The organism is Erysipelothrix sp. HDW6B, assembly GCF_011301115.1.
Classification (GTDB): Bacteria; Bacillota_I; Bacilli_A; order Erysipelotrichales; family Erysipelotrichaceae; genus Erysipelothrix; species Erysipelothrix anatis.
Genome location: NZ_CP049860.1, coordinates 1,571,812 through 1,593,244 on the forward strand (window position 1 = coordinate 1,571,812; position 21,433 = coordinate 1,593,244).

Annotated in this window: 22 protein-coding genes, 1 tRNA gene and 1 rRNA gene; 1 reads left to right on the forward strand and 23 read right to left on the reverse strand. The window is 38.2% G+C overall.

Translation table 11 applies throughout. The features are described 5' to 3' along the window. Nucleotides 1-108 precede the first annotated feature (108 nt). The 13 genes from G7061_RS07730 to G7061_RS07790 form a co-directional block, all read right to left on the reverse strand. Entirely contained in the window at nt 109-312 is a 204-nt protein-coding gene (locus G7061_RS07730) for a hypothetical protein (protein WP_159637983.1), read from the reverse strand. Between the two features lie 107 nt (nt 313-419). Continuing rightward, complete coding sequence (locus G7061_RS07735; protein WP_166120262.1) at nt 420-1,058, reverse strand: alpha/beta fold hydrolase; 639 nt, start codon at nt 1,056-1,058, stop codon at nt 420-422. Between the two features lie 2 nt (nt 1,059-1,060). After that, a complete protein-coding gene (locus G7061_RS07740; protein WP_166083542.1) occupies nt 1,061-1,711 on the reverse strand; it encodes an HD domain-containing protein in 651 nt (216 codons plus the stop codon). Further along, on the reverse strand, nt 1,701-3,404 hold the full coding sequence (gene ptsP, locus G7061_RS07745) for a phosphoenolpyruvate--protein phosphotransferase (RefSeq protein ID WP_166120265.1): 1,704 nt from the start codon (nt 3,402-3,404) through the stop codon (nt 1,701-1,703). Before ptsP ends, G7061_RS07740 begins: the two co-directional genes overlap by 11 nt. 129 nt (nt 3,405-3,533) lie before the next feature. Further along, the gene (locus G7061_RS07750; protein ID WP_159637991.1) at nt 3,534-4,124 is read right to left on the reverse strand and encodes a V-type ATP synthase subunit D; all 591 of its coding nucleotides are present in this window, start codon (nt 4,122-4,124) and stop codon (nt 3,534-3,536) included. Continuing rightward, nucleotides 4,124-5,569 carry a V-type ATP synthase subunit B gene (locus tag G7061_RS07755; protein ID WP_159637993.1) on the reverse strand — a complete coding sequence of 482 codons (1,446 nt, stop codon included), beginning with the start codon at nt 5,567-5,569 and terminating at the stop codon, nt 4,124-4,126. Before G7061_RS07755 ends, G7061_RS07750 begins: the two co-directional genes overlap by 1 nt. A gap of 10 nt (nt 5,570-5,579) precedes the next feature. Next, on the reverse strand, nt 5,580-7,304 hold the full coding sequence (locus G7061_RS07760) for a V-type ATP synthase subunit A (RefSeq protein WP_166120268.1): 1,725 nt from the start codon (nt 7,302-7,304) through the stop codon (nt 5,580-5,582). An 11-nt stretch (nt 7,305-7,315) separates the two neighbouring features. Beyond that, the gene (locus tag G7061_RS07765) at nt 7,316-7,882 is read right to left on the reverse strand and encodes a hypothetical protein (protein WP_159647269.1); all 567 of its coding nucleotides are present in this window, start codon (nt 7,880-7,882) and stop codon (nt 7,316-7,318) included. After that, the gene (locus tag G7061_RS07770; RefSeq protein ID WP_159647267.1) at nt 7,883-8,191 is read right to left on the reverse strand and encodes a V-type ATP synthase subunit F; all 309 of its coding nucleotides are present in this window, start codon (nt 8,189-8,191) and stop codon (nt 7,883-7,885) included. Continuing rightward, a complete protein-coding gene (locus tag G7061_RS07775; protein WP_159638001.1) occupies nt 8,188-8,619 on the reverse strand; it encodes an ATP synthase subunit C in 432 nt (143 codons plus the stop codon). The genes G7061_RS07770 and G7061_RS07775 overlap by 4 nt, the downstream gene beginning before the upstream one ends. 14 nt (nt 8,620-8,633) lie before the next feature. After that, nucleotides 8,634-10,424: a V-type ATP synthase subunit I gene (locus G7061_RS07780; protein ID WP_166120272.1), complete on the reverse strand. Its 1,791-nt coding sequence runs from the start codon at nt 10,422-10,424 to the stop codon at nt 8,634-8,636. 11 nt (nt 10,425-10,435) lie between these two features. After that, nucleotides 10,436-11,446, reverse strand: a complete 1,011-nt coding sequence (locus G7061_RS07785) for a V-type ATPase subunit (RefSeq protein ID WP_159641464.1) — start codon at nt 11,444-11,446, stop codon at nt 10,436-10,438. Next, a complete protein-coding gene (locus G7061_RS07790; protein ID WP_159638007.1) occupies nt 11,436-11,756 on the reverse strand; it encodes a hypothetical protein in 321 nt (106 codons plus the stop codon). Before G7061_RS07790 ends, G7061_RS07785 begins: the two co-directional genes overlap by 11 nt. Before the next feature lie 105 nt (nt 11,757-11,861). On the opposite strand from G7061_RS07790, the gene G7061_RS07795 reads away from it, so the two are divergent. Continuing rightward, nucleotides 11,862-11,951: transfer RNA gene (locus G7061_RS07795), tRNA-Ser, on the forward strand. A 324-nt stretch (nt 11,952-12,275) separates the two neighbouring features. Here G7061_RS07795 and G7061_RS07800 read toward each other — a convergent pair. From G7061_RS07800 to rrf, 10 genes are all read right to left on the reverse strand, one after another. After that, nucleotides 12,276-13,484: a diphosphate--fructose-6-phosphate 1-phosphotransferase gene (locus G7061_RS07800; RefSeq protein ID WP_159641463.1), complete on the reverse strand. Its 1,209-nt coding sequence runs from the start codon at nt 13,482-13,484 to the stop codon at nt 12,276-12,278. A gap of 64 nt (nt 13,485-13,548) precedes the next feature. Further along, nucleotides 13,549-15,405, reverse strand: a complete 1,857-nt coding sequence (locus tag G7061_RS07805) for an ABC-F family ATP-binding cassette domain-containing protein (RefSeq protein ID WP_166120277.1) — start codon at nt 15,403-15,405, stop codon at nt 13,549-13,551. 8 nt (nt 15,406-15,413) lie between these two features. Next, on the reverse strand, nt 15,414-16,688 hold the full coding sequence (locus tag G7061_RS07810; RefSeq protein WP_159641461.1) for an N-acetylmuramoyl-L-alanine amidase: 1,275 nt from the start codon (nt 16,686-16,688) through the stop codon (nt 15,414-15,416). 13 nt (nt 16,689-16,701) lie between these two features. Then, the gene (asnS, locus tag G7061_RS07815) at nt 16,702-18,084 is read right to left on the reverse strand and encodes an asparagine--tRNA ligase (protein ID WP_159641460.1); all 1,383 of its coding nucleotides are present in this window, start codon (nt 18,082-18,084) and stop codon (nt 16,702-16,704) included. Between the two features lie 13 nt (nt 18,085-18,097). Then, nucleotides 18,098-18,730, reverse strand: a complete 633-nt coding sequence (locus tag G7061_RS07820; protein WP_159638018.1) for a redox-sensing transcriptional repressor Rex — start codon at nt 18,728-18,730, stop codon at nt 18,098-18,100. A 57-nt stretch (nt 18,731-18,787) separates the two neighbouring features. Continuing rightward, on the reverse strand, nt 18,788-19,792 hold the full coding sequence (gene tsaD / locus G7061_RS07825) for a tRNA (adenosine(37)-N6)-threonylcarbamoyltransferase complex transferase subunit TsaD (RefSeq protein ID WP_159641459.1): 1,005 nt from the start codon (nt 19,790-19,792) through the stop codon (nt 18,788-18,790). Continuing rightward, nucleotides 19,789-20,214: a ribosomal protein S18-alanine N-acetyltransferase gene (gene rimI / locus G7061_RS07830; RefSeq protein WP_166120282.1), complete on the reverse strand. Its 426-nt coding sequence runs from the start codon at nt 20,212-20,214 to the stop codon at nt 19,789-19,791. The genes tsaD and rimI overlap by 4 nt, the downstream gene beginning before the upstream one ends. Beyond that, on the reverse strand, nt 20,211-20,780 hold the full coding sequence (gene tsaB, locus G7061_RS07835; protein ID WP_166120285.1) for a tRNA (adenosine(37)-N6)-threonylcarbamoyltransferase complex dimerization subunit type 1 TsaB: 570 nt from the start codon (nt 20,778-20,780) through the stop codon (nt 20,211-20,213). Before tsaB ends, rimI begins: the two co-directional genes overlap by 4 nt. Then, nucleotides 20,777-21,202: a tRNA (adenosine(37)-N6)-threonylcarbamoyltransferase complex ATPase subunit type 1 TsaE gene (gene tsaE, locus G7061_RS07840; protein WP_166120289.1), complete on the reverse strand. Its 426-nt coding sequence runs from the start codon at nt 21,200-21,202 to the stop codon at nt 20,777-20,779. The genes tsaB and tsaE overlap by 4 nt, the downstream gene beginning before the upstream one ends. A gap of 90 nt (nt 21,203-21,292) precedes the next feature. Then, nucleotides 21,293-21,406, reverse strand: a 5S ribosomal RNA gene (rrf, locus tag G7061_RS07845). Nucleotides 21,407-21,433: the final 27 nt, after the last annotated feature.

Consider the following 21,433-nt stretch of genomic DNA (forward strand, 5'->3'; position numbering starts at 1 on the left):
TCTTACATGTGTAAGTATAGCAAGACATTACGGTGAAAATACCATAAGATAATGTTAGAATATGTGACTCTTATTAAGAAAAGAAAAAACAAAAGGTTTCCCTTTTGCTTAGTCTTCTAAAATTTCGATACGTTTGCCTTCCATGATTTCTTCACCATATTTTTCTTGAAGATAATCAAGGGCTTCTTTGGCTTTACGTTTGTTTTGAGCTGCTTCTGAGTCTCGTAACTGGTAGTATGCGAATGAACCCGCAGCTACTGTTAAACCGGTTGCAAAAGCAATTCCTAATCCAAATTTTGTTGATTGTTTCATAGTAATACCCCCTTTATATTATCTTAACAGATTTTGAGGGGTTTATCATCGTTATTCACGTGACAGAATTGAATATTCCGTGAATTTTTATGTGAAACTTGTATTGATTATTCACCACACACAATACTATTGAGTATTGCAGCAAGCGCTAACGGGTTATCTTTATTGACTTCATGTCCTGCATCACTCACCTGTTTAAAGGTTGCATTCGAAAGCAAAGTGGTTAATGACTCTGCCGCTTTGCGATTCGCTCGGTCTTTGGTACCACATAGAACCCATGTATTCATATGAACTGCATCCAAACGCGATGTGAAATCTAAGTGTGTCATTGATTTCATTAATGATAGCGTATCATTCTTTGAAAACCCCATATTTTTAAAAAATTTTTGAGGAAGAATCCGAAAAACTCCATTTTGTATTGTAAAGAGGAACTTAGGGATACGATATTGTGGTGCAATCAAAACCAGTGATTTAACGCGTTCTGGATGATCGATAGCATAATTTAGAGATAGAATTGCCCCTAGCGAAAGTCCACATAACTGGATTGGTGCTTTGTATTCTAAGCACATAGTCTCAAAACTTTTATAAAGTGTTTGATATGTGAGTTGTTGCGTACCAGTAGACTTCAATAAACTTGGAACTCGAAGTGTAAGTGTATCAGGCATTACTTTTAGGACATCATTCCATGCAGTCGCATCTTGACCTAAGCCATGTACAAAAACCATTGTGTTTTCATCCCTTGCCATGATTAAATATCCATTTCTTTGTAGAACTGATCTTTAAATGCCTGCATGACATCATGACGTTCTTGTGCCATACGCTTACCCTCAGGCGTCTTAATCCAGTCAATGAGCTTTAATAGTTTTTCATCAAAGTGATCAATAGCATTACGTTGCACATTGCGATAGTCATCATAACTCTCGATTGTGACACCTTTGAGCGAAGGATCGTAAATCGGTGTTCCTTTGGATCCTGCATAATAGAAGGTTCGTGCAATGCCGATCGCCCCCATTGAGTCAATCATATCCGCATCACTCACATACTGAGCCGCATACGTTTTATTTACAACGCCATGTCCACCCTTGTAACCAATTTGTGCGACACCGGCAATTATTTCGGATTCTAGTCCATCAAAGTCAAGATTCCATGATATAAACAACTCGCGTAACGAGCTGTCCAAGTCATCTGTCGGATTAACTTTGTCATCAAAAACATCATGAAAATACGCAATCAGAAGTGCCAAATACCGGGCTTCGTCCTCTAAAGCAATTAAGCGTGAAGTGATATCCACAACACGCTTAATATGATAGTAATCATGACCGCTCGTTTCATTTTGAAAGTAATCAAAAATGTGAGTGTCAATATTTGATAAAACTGATTGCTCGTGCTTACTTAACATTTGCAGCCAATAACTCAAGAACATCTTCAGTTGTTGGCATATCTAATGCTTTAGTAGCTAAATCTTGCATTTCAGCAAAGCTTAAGTCACGGATAATACGACGTGCTTCAAGAATTGATGAGGCTGACATTGAGAATTCGTCAAGTCCAAGTCCTAGTAACAATGGAATTGCACGCTCGTCTCCAGCCATCTCTCCACACATTCCGACCCATTTTCCTTCTTTGTGTCCACCATCAATGGTAAGTTTGATGAGGCGTAGAATTGATGGGCTATATGGTTGGTAAAGGTATGAAACTTTTTCGTTCATACGGTCTGCAGCCATTGAGTATTGAATTAAGTCATTAGTACCAATACTGAAGAAGTCAGCTTCTTTAGCAAATTGGTCTGCTAACATTGCTGCTGCAGGAATTTCAACCATCATTCCTAATTCAATATCATCACTGAATGCAATACCTTCTTTTGATAAGTTTTTCTTTTCATCTTCAACAAGTGCTTTTGCTTGACGGAATTCTTGAATTGTCGCAATCATTGGGAACATGATGCTTAATTTTCCGAATACACTTGCGCGTAAGAGTGCACGTAATTGAACACGGAAGATATCTGGACGGTCTAGACATAGACGAATCGCACGGTATCCTAAGAACGGGTTCATTTCGTGTGGGAATTTTAGATATGATAACTCTTTGTCACCACCAATGTCGAGCGTACGAACGACAACACGACCTGGGGCCATATTTTCAAGAACTGCTTTATACGCTTGGAATTGATCTTCTTCGTTTGGAAGTTCTGATGCATCCATGTATAAGAATTCTGTACGATATAATCCAACACCTTCTCCACCATTGTTGATAACACCTTCAACGTCTTTTGGTGTTCCGATGTTACCAGCAAGTTCAACGTGATGTCCATCTGTTGTAACTGTTTCTGCATCTTTAAGTGCAAGTAAACTTGCTTTATGATCTGCGAATGCTTGTGCTTTTTCAGCATACTCAGTTTTTTGGGCGTCTGTAGGTTTGAAGATAATTGTTCCCGCGATTGCATCTAAGATAATTTCATCACCATGTTCGCATTTATCGAGTAATGAACCTGCTCCAACAACTGCTGGAATTTCAAGACTACGTGCCATGATTGCTGAGTGAGAAGTACGCCCACCAATTTCAGTTGCGAATCCTTTTACAAATTCACGGTTCAATTGAGCAGTGTCTGAAGGTGTTAAATCTTCAGCTACGATTACGACTTCTTCATTGATTGCTGATAAATCAGGAATCACAAGTCCAAGTGCGTGAACTTTAATACGGAAGGTAACGTCTTTGATGTCAGCTGCACGTTCACGGAAGTATTCATCTTCCATGCTTTCAAACATACCAATAAACATGTTTGATACTTGTTCAACCGCAAATTCAGCGTTTACTGCGTCATTTTTGATCATTTCTTCGATTTGGCCAACAAATTCTGGGTCTTGTGAAACCATTAAGTGAGCATCAAAAATAGCAAGTTCTTCGTCAGCAAGGCGTCCTACCGCTTTTGCTTTAATCATTTCAATGTCTTTTTGTGTTGCAGCGATTGCATTGTGCAATTTCGCTAATTCTTCCTCAACGATTGCATCACGACGTTCAATTACAAATTCTGGGTGTTGTAATTTGAATACTTTTGATACTGATACTCCTGCTGATGCAGCAATTCCTTTAATCATAAACTAATCTCCTTTTTCCTTATTACATCTTCTTCATTCTATCACTTTTACAGGTGCTTATCAAAGTCTTTTAAACGTGTATATTTGAGAATTTATTCTTAAATGTAAAAAGCAGCACAAATTGTGCTGCTAGAGTTTTTTTACCATCTTCATGCGCAGGAACTCCTCACGCTCTTTTTCTTCAAGGGCTTCTGAAATTGTTTTAATGTCTCGCTCAAGATTCGGAATAACAACACGATCCAGAGCATTCGCTCGTTTACGACTCTTTTCGATGGCTTTAGCCAATCGATACATGCCATTATCAAGTTCTGCTAATTTCACGGTGTAATATTTTACGGCCCGCATTTTTAGGTAGACATCATCTAATTTTGAATTGGTAATTCCAAGAGAAAATGGGATTTCTAATGGTTTATCTTCCAGTGATACTTTGGGAATTTCAATTCCCATTACCGAACGATAGACGATTTTTATATCTTCTTCGACAGGCATTAATTGCGCAATGCGATCAATAACCCCATAACTTACGTTGGCTTTTTGAAGTGCAATATATGCTTCTTCGTATGCATTATCAATCACTTCACGTAAATCTTTAACATCATCCATCATTTTTGAAAGTTCTTGCATGAGAATGATACGTTTTCGATCCATTAGCTCATAGCCCAAATTCGCTAATCGAAGTGATTCTTTGCTTGCGAGTAAGTTACCTTTGGTAATTAACACTAGTTATTGCCTTCAAGAAGGCTATCATCAATCACAGTTGGGCTATTAACCTTGAAATAGTTGATGGCTTCTTGATTATTGTAGAACGCTTCAAGTGTCTCTGCATCAAGACGATCTAAGTCGTATTTTGGCAACAGTGATAAAAGATGCCAACCAATATCTAAAGTTTCGGTGATTGGTCGGTTACTATTTCCACCTTGACCTACAAAGAAATGTTCGAAGAGTCGACCAAACCCAAGATAGCGTTGATCATGTCGTGAAAGTTCATCCAGCCCAATGACAGACGCAAGGTTACGAACATCAATTACTTTCGCATAGGCTGCAAACAATTGTGCGGAAACACTGGAATGGTCTTTTCGCGTCAATCCTTCACCGATACCATCCTTCATCAAGCGTGATAATGATGGTAACACATTAATTGGTGGGTAGATACCTTGTTGGGTCATGCCTCGATCCAATACAATTTGACCCTCAGTAATGTATCCCGTACAGTCTGGAATTGGATGTGAAATATCATCATTTGGCATCGTGAGAATTGGAATTTGTGTTAAAGATCCAGTACTTCCTTCGATACATCCAGCACGTTCATACATCGATGCAAGGTCGGAGTAGAGGTATCCTGGATATCCTTTACGACCTGGAACTTCTTCTTTAGAGGAACTATATTCACGAAGTGCCTCACAATACGAAGTAATATCAGTCATAACAACAAGGATATGTTTGTTCTTTTCAAATGCTAGGTATTCAGCAGCCGTTAATGCAAAACGTGGCGTGAGAATTCTTTCAATAATTGGATCATTGGCGAGGTTGAGGAACATCGTAACGTGATCCATAACCCCATGATCCAAAAATGTTTGTTTAAAGAAAGCCGCAACATCATGCTTAACACCCATTGCCGCAAAGACAATCGCAAAGTCTTCACCAGAATCCCCATGTAATTTCGCTTGACGCACAATTTGTGCCGCAAGTTCATTATGGGATAAACCACTTCCCGAGAAGATTGGTAATTTTTGACCACGAATCAAGGTATTAAGTCCGTCTATCGCACTGATTCCAGTATTGATGAAGTTACGAGGATATGTTCGTGCGACTGGGTTGATAACACGGCCATTAATATCAGCATGTTTGTCGATAAAGACCGGACCAAGCCCATCAATCGGAGCACCAGATCCGTTGAAAGAACGACCAAGAATTTCTTCAGATAACCCAATCTCAATCGGACGGCCCGTTAATTTTGAAACAACATTATTTTTTGAGAGTCCTTCGGTACTTTCAAAGACTTGGATGAGGGCACGGTCTCCCTGAATTTCAATGATACGTCCTAGACGTGTGTGGTCATTTTCATCAATTAACTCAACAAGTTCATCGTATGATGCTGTTTCAACACCCTCTATTGCAACAAGAGGACCATTGATACTTGATAATCCTTTAAAATAGATACTCATGAATGTCCTCCTATTCTATCGATGCAAGTGCTGCATCAACTTTGTCATAATAAGCTTTAAACTGTGATAAATCCTCATCGATTACATACTTTAGACCAATTATTTCTTCAAAGATACGTGTTTCGATAATCGCATTCATCGTTTTCTTTTGATCCAGTAATTTTTGACTTTGATCAAAAACATACTTAATTAATTTGAGCATTTCATATTGTTTTTGCAACGATACTGAACTATCAAACTTATGGAAAGCATTTTGTTGAAGATATCCAACACGAATGACTCGTGCAATTTCCAAGACGAGTTTTTGACGGTCTGCAAGAACATCTTGCCCAATCAATTTAACAATTTCCATTAAACTTGTTTCTTCATTAAGAACGGATAAAACCATTTGGCGAAGATCCAAATAATCTTCAGCTATGTTTACGGTATACCAATCTTGTAATTGGACTAAATATTCGGAATAGCTTTGGGTGTAGTTAATGGATGGGAAATGGCGAATATACGCCAATGATTTATCCAATGCCCAGAAACTTCCAATAAATCGTTGGGTGTTTTGAGTTACCGGTTCAGAAAAGTCGGCACCTTGAGGTGAAATTGCACCAACAATACTAATTGAACCAATATCCCCATTTAATGTGTTTACAAAAGAACTTCGTTCATAGAATTGCGCTAATCGTGATGCAAGATATGCTGGGAATCCTTCCTCCGCAGGCATTTCTTCCAATCGACCTGAGAGTTCACGTAAAGCTTCGGCCCAACGAGACGTTGAGTCTGCCATTAAGGCAACATGATACCCCATATCCCGATAGTACTCAGCAAATGTGATTCCGGTATAAATTGACGCTTCACGTGCAGCAACAGGCATGTTTGATGTATTCGCAATTAAGATAGTCCGTTCAAGCATTGTACGTCCTGTCTTAGGGTCCACCAATTCGGAGAACTCTTCAAGAACTTGCGCCATTTCGTTACCACGTTCACCACAACCAATATAAACAATGATGTCTGCATCACACCATTTTGCAAGTTGATGCTGGAGCATTGTTTTTCCAGCACCGAAGCCACCAGGAATTGCGGCACTTCCACCTTTAACAATTGGGAACAACGTATCAATAACACGTTGCCCCGTAATAAGTGGCTCTTTAGCATCGATACGGCTTGTCACAGGACGTTCGTGGCGAATTGGCCAATGTACGGACATTGAGAGTGTTGTTCCATCTTCATAGTGTAAGACAACGTCATCAAGCCCGTATGGACCATCAACAGGGTCAATGGAAACAATTCCTTCATGTGTTGCCATTAAACGGTGTTCTATGGAACCTGTTTCTTGGAAAATCGCATAAACTTGGCCACGTTTAACAAAATCGCCTTTCGCAACTTTGTATGTAACATTCCATTTTTTTGAGTCTGGAAGTGTTCGCATACTTTGACCCACTTCCAAATAAGATCCGTATTTTTCTGATAAACCTTTTAATGGACGGCCAATCCCATCATAAATATTTCCTAATAAACCTGGACCAAGTTCAACACTCAACGGTTTCCCAGTATGCGTAATGCTTTCACCCACACGCATTGATGTTGTTGATTCATAAACTTGGATGGTGACGTACTCAGAATCAATTCCGATGACCTCACCCATAATGTGACTATCACCAACGTAAACCATTTCTGACATTACGAAGTTGTCAACATCACGACTTTTAATAATTGGACCATTTATCCAATATACTGTACTCATATTGACGCCTCCTAAATGTTTACTTTACTTTCATTGATAAATTCTGTCATTGCATTTTTAAACCGCGTTTCTAATGAGAAATCAAGAATACTATTTTCAAATTCACACATCAGTCCACCCATTTTTAAATCAGCATATTCTGCATGAACTTTACGATTTAAGAGTTCATAATCTTGTTTACGAACTAAAATTTTGGCACGCGTTAAATCAATACGCGATTCTAAGTAGTCAAGGGTTCCGTTTAAATACGCAACATACCCGTCGCTTTGTATGAATCGAGCAAGATCATCTTTGAGTTCTTTCTCAAACTGTGCCAGTAATGCATTGCGTTTCTCACGCAATGCTTTCGCAACTTCAAAGCGCATTTCTGATTCGAGTTTAAATCGTTCACGATCGGCTTTGTCGCGCAGTGTTTCGAGTTTTGTATTAATAATACTTTCTTTTTTTTCTCGGTATTCATCCACTTCTTGTTGTAGGCGTTTATCAAAATGAGAATTAATGTCATTTGTTTCACGCTTTACATCTTCAATAATCGAATCAACGATATCTTGAGTAACTTTTGCTTTAATATTCTCCATTTAAACCACCTTTCCAACGATTTTAGAAATTGTCTCATCAATCATTGCTTGAACTTCATGGGACTTGTGACGGTCACTGATTTCAACAATTAATGGTTGTTTCAGAGTCAATTTCAAATCTAATATATGCTCACGATCCAAGTCGAAAAGTTTTGTTGTTAACAATAAGACACCAATGGTGTCATCTTGCAAGACGTCTTGAATGGCTTCCTTAAGTTCATCTGCTTCATGAACAACGATTCCTTCAATACCCGCAAGACGTAATCCCATTTGAGTATCAATATTGTCGCTGATAAGAAACATTTTCATAATTTAGCAATAATTTGGATAGCGATTAGAAGTCCGTAAATAGCAACCCCTTCAGCAAGCGCAACGAAGATCATTGCTTTACCAAAGTTTTCTGAGTTTTCTGAGATCGCACCGATAGCAGCAGGAGCAGCTTGACCTACGGCATAACCCGCACCCAATACTGAAGCACTAACAGCAATAGAAGCAGCAATGAATCCCATACCTTGTCCAAAACTTCCTTGGAACCCTGTTGCAACTTCTTCCGCAGCATAGGTAGCGCCAGTAATTAATACTGTTCCAATCAATGCAACAAAGAACATTGATACTTGCATATAAACTCTAAATTTTGCATTACGAACATCAACTTTTCCTCTAAATACTGGAATGAGTGGTAACGTAATTACCGCGATTAACACTAGTGGTAAAATAATTTCTAATAAACTTAACATCGTCATATTCCTCCTTAGTTAACTGACTTAAACGGCTTACCGCCACCATCATAATAACGACTAAACATTTCGTAGTATTGTAGACGTAATGTCTGGATCCCTACGATTAGACCCTCAAGCCCGATGACAATGATGTTACCGATAATAAAGACGATAAATCCTGCACCACCTGACATATCTTTTAAAACCATAACGACACTCATCATCCCTGCGTGACTAAGGATAAACCCACCGACACGTAAGAACGACAATGTATTGGTCACAAATCCAAGTAAAACTTCAAACAATTCAAAGAAGCCTTCCACTATATAACCACCCCAACCCTCTTGCGGCGTAACCTTCATTTTTGCAATTAGATTTGATAAAGGTTCGTGGAAGAGTATTGATAAGAGTGGAATAACAATAAACACAATAATTGTGAGGGGGTTCATAATTGAATATCCCAATGTCATTGTTACTATCCAAGCCATCATAAACCCATAGAACATTAGTCCTGCAAGTCCATTTTGCGAGAATAAAGCTCGAGTATAGCGTTTGTGCTTCAACGACACAATAATATTTATCAATATCGATCCAAGAATTAGGACAACTCCGATTCCAACTGTAGAAATCAAGAGGTTACTTGTAAAGTCTGGACTCGCAACATGAATCGGAAGACCCAAGGGTTTTAAGAACGGCGTCAGCAATTCTTCATTTCCAAACACTGAACCATAAATTATTCCAAAGAACATTGAGAAGAATCCCAAGCGGAACATAATGCGTCCTAACATCATATCTTTTTTCTTAGCAAGCAAATATCCGACCAAGACAATTACGAGTCCTTGTCCAACATCTCCAAACATCATTCCGAATAATAGGGAGTACGTAATCGCAAAGTAACGCGTTGGATCATATTCTCCATATTTTGGAAGTCCATACATTTCAACAAGCATTTCAAAAGGGTATGAGAACCAATTATTCTTTAATGCTGTTGGCGCCAGAATTTCTTTTTGGATTTCTGGTGGGAAGTCATACGTTTTAACCCGATCATCGAATAATTGATCAAACGCTTCCAAGTTTCCTTCAGATACAAAACCAGTCATTGTTGTTTGACCGTTGTAAACCGAAATATATTTATAGAAAGCTTCACGTTCTGCTTGTTCTTTAACGTAGCCATAGGTTTCGTTAAGAAGCCCTGCAAAATCAAATGCAAGTGTTTTCTCACGTGATTCTGGAATCGTTATAGGTTCAAAATACATTGACTCAAAGAACTCAGCAAAATGCTCTTCTTTTGATTTAAGACATACATAGATAATCCACGCATTGTGCTTATTACGATGTAATTCTGTAAACACAAACTCTTCGCTATGATACAAGGTTAACTTTTGAAACGAATTAAGCGGCATCCGTCCAAATTTAAATGTAATGAAACCTTCATCCAATTCATCAAGTGGATAGGACTGCAAGTTCTCCAACGCAATCTTATCATCTTTGTGTAATGTTGAAATAGTCGTTGCAATCGCCACGTTCTTATCACATACCGCCTCCGCAGCTGCAATATTTTTTTCAACAGTTTCTAAATCCATATCTATTACATATGTTGGTTTGATATGAATATCATATTCGTGTATTAAATGCTCAATCCTTGATAAATAAGCTTCATAGATATGATCTGCCACATACGGCTCACCACCATCATCGTTAGTCATAACATCCGTCGACAATTCGGGATGGAAATGCTCATACTCTTTTATCGCACTTATCATATTCAAGACATTGTCTGGCGTCGTCACGGTTAACACCAAACGCATCTTTTCAATTGCCACAGAAACACCTCCTACTTCGTAAGCAACTTCATAATTTCCTCGGAATTCATTTGATATCGAACACCTTCAATGACATCAATTATATTATCAATTTCAAAGCTTAGTAATGTCATATATGAAAGCATGGTTAAATTCGTATTCGTTGTAAACCGCAAATAGTGTTGCGCAATTAACTTACGAATATTGTTGAGATGCAATTCAATATTGACTTCTTCTGGTGCTTCGACGTATTTACCATAAGGTGACTTATGAAAAGCATCTAAGAACTCTTCTGCATTCATGGTACGAATCCATTTTTCCATACGCGCAACAGGGATGAGGTATGGTTCATAATGGATCATTGCAAGGATATCTTCGGCAGGCGTATCATAATACTTTTTGAGACGGTACACATAGCCAATTGTTTTCAATTCAATTTCAAGATTGAAGGCATCTTGAATATCTTTATTACTTGGTTCTTTTTGAATTAGTTTCTTAAAGAAATCTTGGTAATAAGCATTCAGTTCATATTCACATTTCCCAATATCAACATTTTCATCAAGAAGTCCCGTCAAGACACCTCGATAATCTGTAAGTTCTAAAAAATCATGCAATGCAGAGAAGCTTTTTAACTCTGCTAACTTATGTACGTCAAACGACAACATTTCATTAATATCATCAATGTAGTAATTCACATGATGATCAACACCCGATTCAATCGAGTGTAAAACAAATAAAATTTGTTCAATCTCACGACGCTTTGTATAGTAGGAAAAGAAATTTACCCGATTAACTTTCACGTAATGCATTAACTTAACAAACTCAACCTGTCCCATGATACGAACTTTTTGTTCCAAAACCTCACGGTGAATCGACGATTCGTTGATGCCATCCAATACCTGTGCATAGCGCGTATCATTTTTTAGATATGCTGCAATACTTGGGACATCTTTATAGTTTGTCATTATACGATATTGCTCAGCCGTTAAATGTTGAGAAAACAAAGAACGTGCCTTCGCAGCCATTGCATAATCACTTGCCATCTGGAAGGGTTATCCTTTCATACAGCTTTGAGTACCATTCGGATTTGGCACCATTAAATCGATCAACAAGGTTTGAGACACGCTCTTGATATTCTTGATCGTATTTGGGTTTCATCGATGCACGGTATGAATCTGTTTCGTTTAAGATAGACTCAGTTTCTGTTGCTAAATATGTTTCCAATTCTTGATCAATTTTTTGTTTCATTTCTTTGATTGCTTCTAGCCCATCTGCATGAGAGTCAAGTGTGTCTTTCACTTGGTCTTTAGCTACTGAATTCGCTTTAAGAATCTGTAAAATGTAATCATCCATAAACTGTCCCTCCTTAAAAAGACAAAATCAATAATACTCCTAAGTTTTTTGAATTTCAAGAATATTATTCCATTTGATAATTATTTTTGCTATAATCATCACGTTGGAGAAATACCCAAGAGGCTGAAGGGGTCGGTCTCGAAAACCGATAGGAGTTCATAGCTCGCGAGGGTTCAAATCCCTCTTTCTCCGCCAATTAAACAATTCACCCACTTAAGAGTGGGTTTTTTTGTGTCTAAGAAGACTTTGAATTGGTATACAAGTTATAAAACCCGTCAAGCACCTCAAGATTTCTTACAAATTCCCTTCCCATTCAAAAACTTGAATTTGTAACTTTGAGAACTCGTTTCACAAAAAATCAATATTGAATTGTGTTTTTCGTGTACATCTAAATTAAACCACTTGTATGCGATATAGTCAACTTATATAGCGGTTATCGTGCATCTAAACGCTTTCATCATGCATAATTTTTTGTCAAAAGAAAAAGCCATTGCTCACAAGCAATGGCTTTAAGGTTTATTAACGCATGTAGTAAGGTTTTACTTGGCGTGGTAATCCTTTTTCATCACGCATGATTTCTGGTTGACCTACTAAGAGTGGTGCAAAGTAATCATGAGCTTCTTGAGTGATTCCAGCATATTCTGGTAAGATCCACTCTGTTGGGAAGTGACGTACGTGGTTTGCAATATTGCTTGATGCAGTTGCTAAGAATTCTACGTCGTATGTTTCGCCTTCAATACGTTTAACATATACAGTTTGTCCTGTAAATGATGGATCGATTGAACGCATGTGTGCTGACATTCCAAGTTTGAATGATTCTTCAACGTCAACTTTTGATTGCTCACTTGCATGTGAACGTTGTGCGTTGCTTAAGTCTTGAACTTTAGCACGTTCTGATACACCTGCTTCAAGGATCATTTCACGTAATGCGTGACCTGAACCACCTAAAACAGCATGTCCGAATGTATCATTTTTTGATTCTCCAGCTGCAAGGTATGTTCCGTCTTCGTAACGTACCCCTTCACTGACAACGATGTAGCATTTGTTTTTTGCATCAACATGTTTCTTAACAGTTGCTAAGAATGCTTCTTTATCGAATGGTACTTCTGGAAGAACGACCATATCAACGATACCTGAAACACATGCACTCGCTGCTAACCAACCTGCATCGCGACCCATTGTTTCAAGAATGAAAACATCTTGACGCGTATAGACTGTTGAGTCCATCCATGTTTGGTAAGCTGTTGTTGCAATGAATTTAGCTGCTGAAGCAAATCCAGGAGCATGATCCATGACCATTAAGTCATTGTCAACTGTTTTAGGGCATCCAACAAATTGGAAACCTTCGATTCCGTTTGCTTTTGCATATTCATCAAGAGCAGCAACTGTATCCATTGAGTCGTTACCACCTGTATAGAACATTGTACGGATATCGTGTTTTTCAAGGATTGCGAAGAGTTTTTCGAAATCTGCTTTGTTTTCACGTTTTAATTTGTAACGGCATGAACCTAAAGCACTTGAAGGTGATTGACGTAACACACGGTTTTCGTCCTCACTCATGTGTGTAAGATCCACAAATAGTTCATCAAGAATTCCTTCGATTCCATGAAGACCACCTAAGACTGTGTCATAGACTGGGTTTAATTGGTTTGCTTTAACGACACCCGCAACGGTTGCGTTAATAACTGATGTTGGCCCACCTGATTGAGCCACTAAACATTTAGCCATATAGTATACCTACTCCTTTTTTTTCCATTCTCATTATACACAATAAAATCTAATTAACCAAGCCCTATCCGTTGTTACTCTCTTCTAAAGCCTCAGCAATCTCTGCCCACTCGATTTCGAGGTGTTTGATTTCATTATGAATACCGTCAATTACTGCATTAAGTTCATCCATTTTTTCAAAGTCGTGATAATAGTCGGGATCAAAACGCAATTCGCGATGCACTTCTAAATCTTCAGATAACTCAACAAGTTCTTCCTCGATTTTTTTAATACGATTCTTCATTTTTTTAATATTCTGATATGAAAGCTTATTGATTTCTTTTTGCTCATCAACTTGTTGTTTCGACTCCGCAAGAATTTCAGTCACTTTCTTTTCAGTGTGTGTTATCGCACCATCTTTAATGACATATGTGTCCGTTGCCATCTTCTCGATAAAGTAACGGTCATGGGATACAAAAATCATCGTCCCATCATAATCACTTAAAGCCTTTTCTAATGCTTCTTTCCCTTGGATATCTAAGTGGTTTGTCGGCTCATCAAGAATTAAAAGATTATCCTGTTTCAACATGAGCTTAACTAGGGCCAAACGAACCCGCTCGCCCCCTGATAAAACACCCACAGATTTAAACACTTCTTCTCCTTTAAACAAGAATCGTCCTAAAGCTGTACGAATTTCAGTATGATCAAGTTCCGGAAATCCATCCCAGACCTCCTCAAGGACCGTTTTATTCATGTTAAACTCCAACAATTGTTGGTCAAAGTATCCCATTTCAATTTGATGTCCCAAAAGAACCTCTCCACTTAATGGTTCCATACGACCTGAAATAGTTTTAAGCAGCGTTGATTTACCAGTTCCATTATCACCAATAATGGCATACCGTTTACCACGGTTAAAGATACCACTAAACTCTAACAACGGTTTATCATAACCAACTTGAAGTTCATTAGCAGTCAAGACATCTTTTCCGCCACGTAAACGCGCTTTGAAATCTGCTTTAAATTCACGTTTCGACTCAGTTTTCTTTTCGAGTTTATCCATGCGGTCTAGATATTTAATTTTTGACTGCGCAAATGCAGCTTTACTTCGTTTGTATCGGAACTTTTCAATTAATTTTTCAAGCCGCTCAATTTCGCGTTGTTGATTCTCATATTTAACATTATGACGTTCAATCATGACTTCTTTTTGTTTGAGATATCCAGAATAGTTCGACTCAAATCGTGTCGCTTGATAATCATCGATTTCAACAACAACATTACATACACGATCAAGGAACAAGCGGTCATGAGATACCACAACCACTGCACCATCGTATTTATTCAAGTAACCTTCTAACCATTCAATCGTTGATATGTCCAAATGGTTTGTTGGCTCATCTAAAAAGAGAATATCTGGTTTACTTAAAAGAAGTCTGATAAACGCCAAACGCGTTACTTGACCACCTGAAAATGTGCTTAACGAACGATTGAGATCTTCAACTGAGAAATTAAACTGTGTCAGAATTGTATGGATTTCCGTCTCGTAGGTATATCCGCCCCGACGCAAGAATTCATGTTGAACCCGATCAAATTGTTTTAAGTTTTTCTCGCTTGGATCCTCCTGAAGGATCAGTTCCAGTTCATTCAGACGGTTTTGAAGTTCGAAAACATCTTGGAAGACCTCATCAAAATAATCCTTAACGAGAATACTATCCTGGGTTACATGAATTTGTTCGAGAAATCCTGTGCGCACACCTGACTTCCAAAAGACATCCCCTTCATCCAACGTAATTTCTCCCGACAACACGTGAAAAAGTGTTGATTTACCAACACCGTTTGCACCAATAAGTGCTACTTTTTCATTTTCTTTGATCAGCATATTGAGATCTTTAAATAGATCTTGCGAACCAAAAGATTTTGTAGCATTTCTAACTTGTACGATCATACTTTCACCTAACTTGCTAATTCAATGGCAATACCATCCGCGACAGCCTTCGCAATTTGATCAAACTCTGCAAACCAAGTTGTGTAGGCCTTTGTGTCTTCGATGTAGCCAAATTCAATAACAGTTCCTTGCATTCCACGATTACTGTCTTTGGCAAAAATATTCCATTCTTTAAATTCTTCGAGTACACCTGCACCCGTAAAACGACCGCCTGCTTCACGAATTTTAGCGTTATTATCATAACCTTCTACCTTGGATGTTTGCACGATTCCTTCATTAGAACCATAGTCAAACAATTCGAGTGTAGTTTGTGCTTCAAGCTGTTTCGCAATCGTCGATGCCATACGGCTTGTTGCATGACTTGAATATATAATTGATGCTCCTGTTTCCTTAGGATATGGTTGCTGCAACATTGTTAAGTTCACATAATATTTTGCATCCGCTAAATAACCAGCATGGAGACGGCCATTCACATCATTAGTATCGCGAGGTTTATCTTTCTCACGAACAATTTTCACTTTGTAGCCGGCACTGGTCAGATGTGCTTCAATAGCTTCCGCCATACGGTACATTTCTTTTGACTCAACAAAATCCTTAAACTCACTACCATGTAGAATCATGCCCATATCGTCATAAAGACCACTTGGGTCAAGTACTACGTCATAAGTATTCGCATCTATTTGCGTATTTTTCACATCTAAAAATGCATAGTGTTGATCCATAATTGTTTCTTCATTTGTATTAAATAAATTTTTGTTTGCGATTAAGCGTACTTCTCGTGCTTCTCCACTACGAGATGTAGCATGAAAGACTTCATCCATTTTTTCATCTGCAATAAGACGTGAACGTTCAAACCCAACACTGACTTCGATAATGTAGAATCCGGGATCCAGTGCGTTCATTGGAATCTTCGCATCCAACTCCGCACCCATAAGGAACACTTGTTCTGTACCCGTGCAAAGGTTAGTTAGGAAGACTGTACGTCCATTGAATGGGTCTGCAGTAGTCACTTGATAATCTGCTCCATATAAGCCCAAAGATTGCCCGTAGACGCCATAATCGGAGAACTCAATCACATTATCGGTTAAATTCTTTTTAATCACACTCCGTGACTCTTCTGGTGTCATACGGCAGAATGCGAATTGTTCTTGATTCTCTACAGGTGTAGGGCGCAATGCATTAATCCCATAAACAATCAGTAATGCCAATACAAACAGAAAAGGAACTACAAGTTTGTAGTTCACTTTTTTAGTCTTCGGAACATAGTTTGATCTATAGTCCATAGAAACCTCACGCTTAATATTCTAAATTTCTTGGTGTACGTGGGAATGGCACAACATCACGAATGTTTTGCATACCGGTAATGTACATTAGGAAACGGTCAAATCCGATTCCAAATCCTGCATGTTTAACGCCACCATAACGGCGTAAATCTAAGTACCACTGTAAGTGTTCTTTTGGAATGTTTAACTCGTCCATGCGCTCTTCAAGAAGATCCAAACGTTCTTCACGTTGTGATCCACCAACTAACTCCCCAACATAAGGGACCAGTAAGTCACATGCTGCTACCGTTTTTCCATCATCATTCAATCGCATGTAGAATGATTTAATGTCTTTCGGATAGTCTGTTAAGAATACAGGACCCTTAACAACTTCTTCACTCAAGTAGCGTTCATGTTCTGACTGAAGGTCACTTCCCCATTCAACTTTATACTCGAAACGGTCATTTACTTTTTCAAGGATTTCGATTGCTTCCGTATATGGCATACGTTTAAATTCACTATTTACGATTCCATTGAGACGCTCAAGAATCGTTGTATCAATACGTTCATTGAAGAATTTCATCTCCTCTGGAGCATTTTCTAAAACATACTCAATCGTATATTTTACAAGATCTTCAATTAGGTTCATGTTATCTTCTAGATCCGCAAACGCAATCTCTGGTTCAATCATCCAGAATTCACTCGCATGACGTGCAGTATTTGATTTTTCTGCTCTAAATGTTGGTCCAAATGTATAGATGTCGCGGAATGCAAGCGCAAATGCTTCACCATGCAATTGTCCTGAAACTGTTAGACTCGCTTTTTTACCAAAGAAGTCTTCTTCATATTTATCATCGTGACGGGTTGTAACTACAAAAGCTTCTCCCGCACCCTCAGCGTCATTTCCAGTAATAATTGGCGAATGAACATACACGAATCCCTGGTTTTGGAAGAATTCATGAATTGCCATGGATAATACTGAACGTACTCTAAAGACAGCCATAAAGGTATTAGTACGAGTGCGTAAGTGCGCAATTTCTCGTAAATATTCATAGCTATGACGTTTCTTTTGCATTGGGTAGTCTGACGATGCAGCCCCTTCTAAAATTACTTCAGTTACGTCAATTTCAAAAGGCTGACGACCATCTGGTGTACGCTTAAACTTTCCTGTAACTGTAATCGCAGTTCCAGTTCCGTATTTACCGATTTCATCATAGTTGGAAATCTCAGCAGCATAAACACATTGGGCATTTTTAAAGTAAGTTCCATCATTCAATTCGATAAAACCAACATTTTTACCTTTACGATTGGTACGAATCCATCCTTGAAGTTGCACATACTCAATGGCATCTATCTCGATGTCTGATCCATAAGACATTAAGTCATATATTTCTCTAATTGTTAAATACGATATCATTCTACACCTCTTATTATCGAATATTATTTGTTTGGAAGATTAGCTCCTGAATTGTCGAAACAACATCAACAGTTTTTACGACAACATCTTTAGGAACTTGAATATGCTCACTTGAAAAGTCAACAATCCCGACGATTCCTAAATCTACAAGACGATCAATAGTCTCTTGAACATTTTTAGATACAGTTACTATTGCAATGCGGCATCCTTTTGGAATCCGCTCTTCGAGTTCACTCATATGGTAAATCGGAATATCCGATACTTCACCTAATTTGTTTGGGTCAATATCAAATGCACATGAAATTTCACCGACAACATGATTCCATCGGTTATAGTTCAAGATTGCACGCCCAAGATTCCCCGCTCCAACAAGAATTAATTCCTCATCAAAGCTAACCCCTAATAGGTTATCAAAGGTGTCAATAAGCGTCTTCACGTCATAGCCATATCCTTGTTTTCCAAGAGATCCAATAAAGGAAAAGTCACGTCGAATGGTTGTTGATTCGATATCAACAAACAACGACAACTCTCGAGATAAAATACGTTCTACACCCATATTATAGAGTTTTCGAAGCGCTTTAAGATATATTGGATAACGCTGCATTGTTGCTTTTGGTACATTATTTGAATTGATTTGATTAATCATGTTATCACCACCGTGTAAATCATATCACAAAGTCAGTAGTGATAGAATGTGAAAATATTAATAAGATTGGAGTTGTTTGTTAGATTGTGCTGTTAATTCACAAGTTGCACGCGCACCTTTTTCAAATGCTGTAAATGCAGCAAGTCCTATCATTGCTGCTTGATCCATACATGCCCACAAAGGTGGTTGAAGAATGTTAAGTTCCGGATAAGTATCTTTTAATTCATTCATTTGTTTTCGAACCTCAGAGTTCGCAGCAACACCGCCTGCTAATGCAAGTGTTTTCACATCATACGATGCGAGTGCTAATTTTACTCGTGACACTAGTTCATTTACCGCAGCATGTTGAAATGCATATGCAACATCTTCCACAATAACAGGACGTTCATTGCGTTCTTCCCGTAAGGTCAACTGGCGAACTGCAGATTTAAGACCACTAAAAGAAAAGTCTAATGGATTTTCTGTTTTTACTTTGGGCAAGATATAGTTTGCCTTACCCTGTTGAGCCATCTTATCGATAACAGGACCACCCGGATATGAAAGTCCAAGAAGACGCGCTACTTTATCATAGGCTTCGCCAACTGCATCATCCTGAGTTTTTCCAATAATTTCAAAATGATAATCACTTTCCATATAAATTAATTCAGTATGACCACCAGAAACAACGAGTGATAATAACGGAAAATCCAAAGTACCAGAAAGTTTATTTGCATAAATATGTCCGGCAATGTGATGAACAGGAATGAGCGGTTTATCCAATGCCCATGCGAGCGATTTTGCAGCGGTAACGCCTACATGCAATGACCCTACTAGACCAGGACCTTCAGTAACGGCAATAGCATCGATATCGTCAAATGTTACATCAGCTTTTTCCAGTGACTCTTTTATTACAAAGTTTATTTTTTCAACATGTAGACGGGATGCAACTTCTGGAAACACACCACCAAATTGTTTATGTATATCTATTTGTGTTGAGACAACGTTGCTTAATACGTCTTGACCATTTTCAACGACAGCTGCTGAAGTTTCATCACAACTTGATTCAATTGCTAATATTTTCATTTTAAATCCTTCCTTAAGATATGTGCAGCCGTACCATCATCATAATAATTGTGACGAACAGCGATATCTTCAAAACCTAAATGTGAGTACAGTGCACGCGCACTGACATTATTTGAAGCCACTTCAAGAAACATTGAACCTCGATACTGCATTTCTTGTTCAACGTGGTTTAGCAGTAAAGTACCAATACCTTGACGTTGTTGCTGCGGTAAAACTGCAACTTGCAATATCTCCGCCTCCGTATCAAGATTAAGTACAATTACGAAACCATTGATTAGTGCTTTCTCTTCAGAAATAAAAAACCAATAATTGTCATTATTTATTGCATCATGATAGGTCTGGAGCGACCAGTGATTGTTAAGTGCCTTTTCATCAATACCAACGATTTGAATTAAATCTCGCTGTGTTGCTCTGCGTATCATTTGAGATAATCAGGAACAAGTGTATCAATTGATGCTACAGGTTTCCACAATTGCTTAATGGAAACAATGTTCTCCAAAATTGAACCGTAACGTTTTTCTTTGTCATTTTCAATTAAGTCTATGTCTCCATACAACTCCGCATTTATTTGAGTTACTTCGTCAATCATATAGACACGTTGATCACGAACAACACCATTATCCACATAGGCACCAAATGTTCGCTTGGATCGGGCATCAATAAATGCAAACCCAGACTTATTACCGACTAGACTTGCAAGTGTATTCACGGTATAGACGTTTAAATTTGGATTCGCAATTGCAAAGGTCTTCACAAAAGTCATTCCTATTCTGAGACCAGTATAGCTACCTGGTCCAACAGTTAAAACTACATTATTAATCTCAAGTGGATTAATACCATGTGCTTTTAATGCTGCATCTACAATTGGAAGTAATTGCTCAGAGTGAGACTTATTAACTTGTTCTTGGTAATTGTAAACTAACACCTCGTCAATAACCAATCCTACAGCTAACAAAGTATGTGATGTATCAATAATTAATGTATTCATGAAAGTTCCTCAATTCTAATCAAACGCTCATTTTCCGTAACATAGTCAATTGTCACAATATAATCTGGTGCAAAATCAAGGTCTTCTAAAAAATTGCTCCATTCCAATACCACTACATTCCCCTCATCAATAAGATCGAATAGACCCAAAGAGTCAGAGTCGATACCTTCCAATCGATAGGCATCAATATGTTTTAAATTTAGACGTCCTTCGTATTCTTTGAGAAGCGTGAAAGTCGGACTCGTTACTGCTTCAGTAATATCAAGTCCTAATGCAATTCCTTTTGTGAATGCAGTTTTCCCTACTCCTAAATCACCAGCAAGAGCAATCAACGCTCCTTTTGTAAATGCTTCTGTTAATGTTTTTCCGCACTGAATTGTTTCATCGACGGAATTTGTTTTATATTCTTTTATATTTTTCATAATATCACCATGTTAAATATTATACCATAATCACAAGTTCAGTAGTGCATTCAAACCCATAAAAAAAGACATCCAAATGGATGTCGAATTACCTGGCAATGAGCTATCTTCACTAACGCTGGGCTAGATATTGTCGCCGCTAAAGTGCTTAACTTCTGTGTTCGAGATGGGAACAGGTGTGACCACTTTGCTAGAATCACCAGATCATGAGAGTAATCTCTCAAAACTGAA